The 3893-nt window shown below is 65.6% G+C and carries 5 protein-coding genes; all 5 read left to right on the top strand.

Annotation, left to right across the window (positions count from 1 at the left end; genetic code table 11):
* Positions 1–833, top strand: an 833-nt coding sequence (locus tag FY112_RS02345) for an ABC transporter permease (protein ID WP_151517561.1), incomplete at its 5' end; no start/stop codon positions are given.
* The gene (locus FY112_RS02340) at positions 830–1786 is read left to right on the top strand and encodes an amidohydrolase family protein (RefSeq protein ID WP_131629667.1); all 957 of its coding nucleotides are present in this window, start codon (positions 830–832) and stop codon (positions 1784–1786) included. The genes FY112_RS02345 and FY112_RS02340, both read left to right, overlap by 4 nt.
* Positions 1779–3089 carry an alanine racemase gene (locus FY112_RS02335; RefSeq protein WP_151517560.1) on the top strand — a complete coding sequence of 437 codons (1311 nt, stop codon included), beginning with the start codon at positions 1779–1781 and terminating at the stop codon, positions 3087–3089. The genes FY112_RS02340 and FY112_RS02335 overlap by 8 nt, the downstream gene beginning before the upstream one ends.
* A 36-nt stretch (positions 3090–3125) precedes the next feature.
* Positions 3126–3470: a RidA family protein gene (locus FY112_RS02330; RefSeq protein ID WP_027667356.1), complete on the top strand. Its 345-nt coding sequence runs from the start codon at positions 3126–3128 to the stop codon at positions 3468–3470.
* A 31-nt stretch (positions 3471–3501) separates the two neighbouring features.
* A partial coding sequence (locus tag FY112_RS02325) for a succinylglutamate desuccinylase/aspartoacylase family protein (RefSeq protein ID WP_181018130.1) occupies positions 3502–3893 on the top strand: 392 nt, incomplete at its 3' end.

Here is a 3893-nt window from a genome sequence, read left to right as displayed (position 1 = left end):
GCCACCTGCGCTACCTGCTCGAACTCGCCGCAGTGATTGGCATTGTCGCCGCCGGCCAGACGCTCGTCATCCTGACGGGCGGCATCGATCTCTCCGTCGGCGCGGTCATCACCGTCACGGCGATCCTGCTGCCGTTGATTTCGCCCGCCTGGGACCCGACCGGCCTCGCCGGCATTGCGGCAGCCCTTGCCATCGCCACCGGCATCGGCCTGATGAACGGCGCCGGTGCTGCCTATCTTCGCGTGCCGCCGATCATTATGACGCTTGCCATGGCGACCTTCCTGCAGGGCTTGCTCGTTATCGTCGCCGGCGGCAGCGCGGTCACCGTCAGCAACCCGGCGGTCATTCTGCTCGGGCAGGCGCGGCCGCTCGGCATTCCCTCGGGCATCATTTTGTGGCTCGTCGTCTCGATCGTCGTCCTGCTGCTCGTCCACCGCATGCCGATCGGCGCCCGTTTCCTGGCGCTTGGGGCAAACCCGCTGGCGGCCCGGCTTTCCGGCGTCAGCGTCACCCGCAACACGCTGATCGTCCATACCCTGTCGGGCTTTTTCGCGGGGCTTGCCGGCATTCTCGTGCTGGGCATGAACCGGCAGGGGTATGTCGGCATCGGCGACCCCTATCTGCTGACTTCGATCGCCGCCGTCGTGCTCGGCGGCACCTCCATCCTCGGCGGCCGCGGCACCTATGCCGGGACCATTCCCGGGGCAATCCTGCTCGTCACGACGACGGCGCTGATCACTGTGGTCAACGCCTCGCCCGGCTGGCGGTCGATCATGTTCGGCACGCTGATCCTTGCCCTTCTGCTTGTTTCCGGCCGCGAGGCGCGCCGATGACGGCGCGCTATAACGGGCCGGTAATCGACCCGCATCACCACCTCTGGGACCTCAGCCTGCAACGCCATCCCTGGCTGCAGAAGGCCCGAGCTTCTGGAGAAGAGATGGTTTTCGGAAGCCTCGCACCGATCCTGCGCGACTATGGCATCGACGATTATCGCGCCGACGCCGCGCGCCAGAAGGTGATTGCAACCGTGCATGTGGAGGCCGGCTGGTCCGTTGCGTACCCGCTGGAAGAGAGCCGCTGGCTGGATGGCCTCGACCGCAGCTCCGGCGTGGCGCACCGTTATATCGCACGCGTGCCCCTCGACGGGCCGGACGCCTTGCGCCTGCTTGAGGCGGAAGCGGCAAACCCGAATGTCGTCGGCATTCGCGATATTCTGAGCTGGCACCCTGAAGCGGCGAAGAGTTTTGCTTCGCGCGCGGACCGCATGGGCGACCCGGCCTGGCGGGCGGGGTTAGCTCACGCCACCCGGCTCGGGCTGGTCTTCGACCTGATGCTTTATCCCTGGCAGATGGGCGAGGCGCTCGAGCTTGTGCGGGCTTTTCCGGAAACGCTATTTGTGCTCAACCACGGCGGCAGCCCGGCCGACCGGACGGAGGACGGCATGGCGCTCTGGCGCCGTGGTCTGCGGGCGCTCGGCAATGAGCAGAACATGCGCCTGAAGATCTCCGACCTCGTCGCCTACGACAATGCGTGGACGCTCGAAAGCCTGCGGCCGGTGATCGAGCATTGCCTCGATTGTTTCGGCCCGGCGCGCGCCATGTTCGCGAGCGACTTCCCGGTCGCCGGCCTGCATGCCTCTTTCGATGAGGTCTACCAGGTTTTCCGCACGGTCGCCTCGCAGCTGTCTTACGACGAGCAGCGCACCCTGTTCTTTGCCAGCGCCAATGAAACCTATCGCCTCGGTATCACCGATCCGGCCGAGATCAGGAGTGGCTGCGATGTCTGACCTTCACACCACGACGGAAAGTGTGCTGATCGACGAGCGGGTGCGCGGCTTTCCGCCGGGCAATCTGCCGCTTGCGCTTGCGGCAATCGGCAAGCAGGGATGGAAGCCCTATGACGGCAGGATGGCCCTGCCGCTGATCTCGCTCGACCGGCAGGCTTTCTCCGGCAATGTCGAACTGATGATGGCCTATGTGAAGAGCCATGGTGCCGAGATCGCGCCGCACGCCAAGACACCGATGTCGACGGCACTGGCGGACGCGCTTCTGGCGGCAGGCGCTTGGGGCACGACAGTCGCCGACATCCGCCAGGCTGCGGTCCTGCTCAAGGCGGGACAGCGCCGCTTGATCCTTGCCAACGAGATCGGCGGGGCCGCCGCCGCCCGCCGGCTTGCGGCCCTGCTTGGCCAATATCCCGATGCGGAACTCCATGTCTTCGTGGATTCGACGGCGCTGGTCGAGGCTCTTTGCTCCGCCTGGCAGCAGCGTGCGGATCTGCCGCCGCTCGGCCTGCTGGTGGAGTTCGGTGCCGGCCGCACCGGTGCCCGCAGCGGCGGCGCTGCCGAAGCAATTCTCGAGGCGATCCTTGCCGCGGAGACGCCGTCCTTTAAGCTGACGGGCATCGCCGCCTATGAAGGCGCAGCCGCGACCGCCGATGCGGAAGAGACGATGCGTCGCATCGAGGCACTGATGGCGGTGACATCAGATTTCCTGCCGAAGCTGCGCGCCTGCATAGGGAACGAGCGACCGCTCCTGGTCACGGCCGGCGGCTCGGTCTTTTTCGACGTCGTGATTGCCAGGCTTTCAGCCGCCGTTGCGGCCGATCCCGCCTGCCGGCTGGTGCTGCGCAGCGGCGCGATCTTCTTCCACGATCACGGTATCTACGAGCGCGGCCTTGCCGGCCTCGATGCACGCGGCGGTTTCCGCATTGGCGGCGAGACGGTTTCGGCGGCTGCGGGTTTCCGTCCGGCGCTGCGGGTATGGGCCGAGGTCCTCTCCCGGCCGGAGCCGCGGCTGGCGATCTGCGGCATGGGCATGCGCGACGTGGCGATGGACCAAGGCCTGCCGCGGCCGTTGGCGCTCTATCGCAATGGTGCGTATCTCGCCGATCTCGCGGGCGCCGAAGTTTTCCGCCTCAACGATCAGCACGCCTTCGTCGCACTTGCCGACGGCAGCGACGTCGCGGTCGGCGACGTCATCGAGTACGGCATCTCGCATCCCTGCACCTGCCTTGACCGGCATGCCATCCTCTACGGCCTCGACCCGGACCATTCGGTGACCGCGGCCTATCTGACCAGCTTCGGCTGAACTCTCCCTCCAAAAGCAAGAAAAGGAAAACCCGCAATGATCCAGCGTTATCAGAAAGGTTCGCGTATGAGCCAAGCCGTCAGCTACGGCGGCCTCGTCTATATTGCCGGCCAGGTCGCGGAAAATCGCAAGGCTGATATCAAGGACCAGACCCGCGACGTGCTTGGCAAGATCGACGCCCTATTGCAAGAAGCCGGCATCGATCGCTCGCGCCTCATCGCCGTCAACGTCTTCCTGCCGGCGATCGTCGATTTCGAGGCGATGAACAGCGTTTATGATGACTGGATCGACATCGAAAACCCGCCGGCCCGCGCCTGCACCGAAGCTCGTCTGGCCGATCCCGATCTGCGCGTCGAAATGACCGCGATAGCTGCTCTTTGACGGCATCGCAACCGCCCTCACTGGAGACATCATGCACAGCGGTCTCGTCAATCCGATCGACTTTTTGCGCGAGGGCCGGCAAGCCGGCCACCTCGCCATTCCCTATTCGATCGACCGGTCGCCCTATTATCAGATCCGCATTCCGATCCTTCGCCTGAAAAATAGCGAGGGGCCGTCTTTGCTGCTGATGGCCGGCAATCATGGCGACGAGTATGAGGGCGAACTCCAGCTCGGCCGGCTGATGCGGCTGTTGGATGTCGCCGAGATCCGCGGCGCCGTCACCATCCTGCCGATGGCGAACCTGCCGGCGGTGATGGCGGCCAAGCGCTGCTCGCCCTTCGACGACGGCAATCTCAACCGGGCCTTTCCCGGCGATCCCACCGGCTCGCCGACGGCGCGGATGGCGGACTTCCTCGAACACGA

Origin of the sequence: Rhizobium sp. PEPV16, from assembly GCF_008919455.1 — a bacterium.
GTDB classification, from domain to species: domain Bacteria; phylum Pseudomonadota; class Alphaproteobacteria; order Rhizobiales; family Rhizobiaceae; genus Rhizobium; species Rhizobium leguminosarum_Q.
This window is presented reverse-complemented; position numbering and strand designations above follow the sequence as displayed.

Coding starts and splice junctions, on each gene's coding strand:
- FY112_RS02340 (WP_131629667.1), top strand. CDS start 830: ATGACGGCGCGCTATAACGGGCCGGTAATCGACCCGCATCACCACCTC.
- FY112_RS02335 (WP_151517560.1), top strand. CDS start 1,779: ATGTCTGACCTTCACACCACGACGGAAAGTGTGCTGATCGACGAGCGG.
- FY112_RS02330 (WP_027667356.1), top strand. CDS start 3,126: ATGATCCAGCGTTATCAGAAAGGTTCGCGTATGAGCCAAGCCGTCAGC.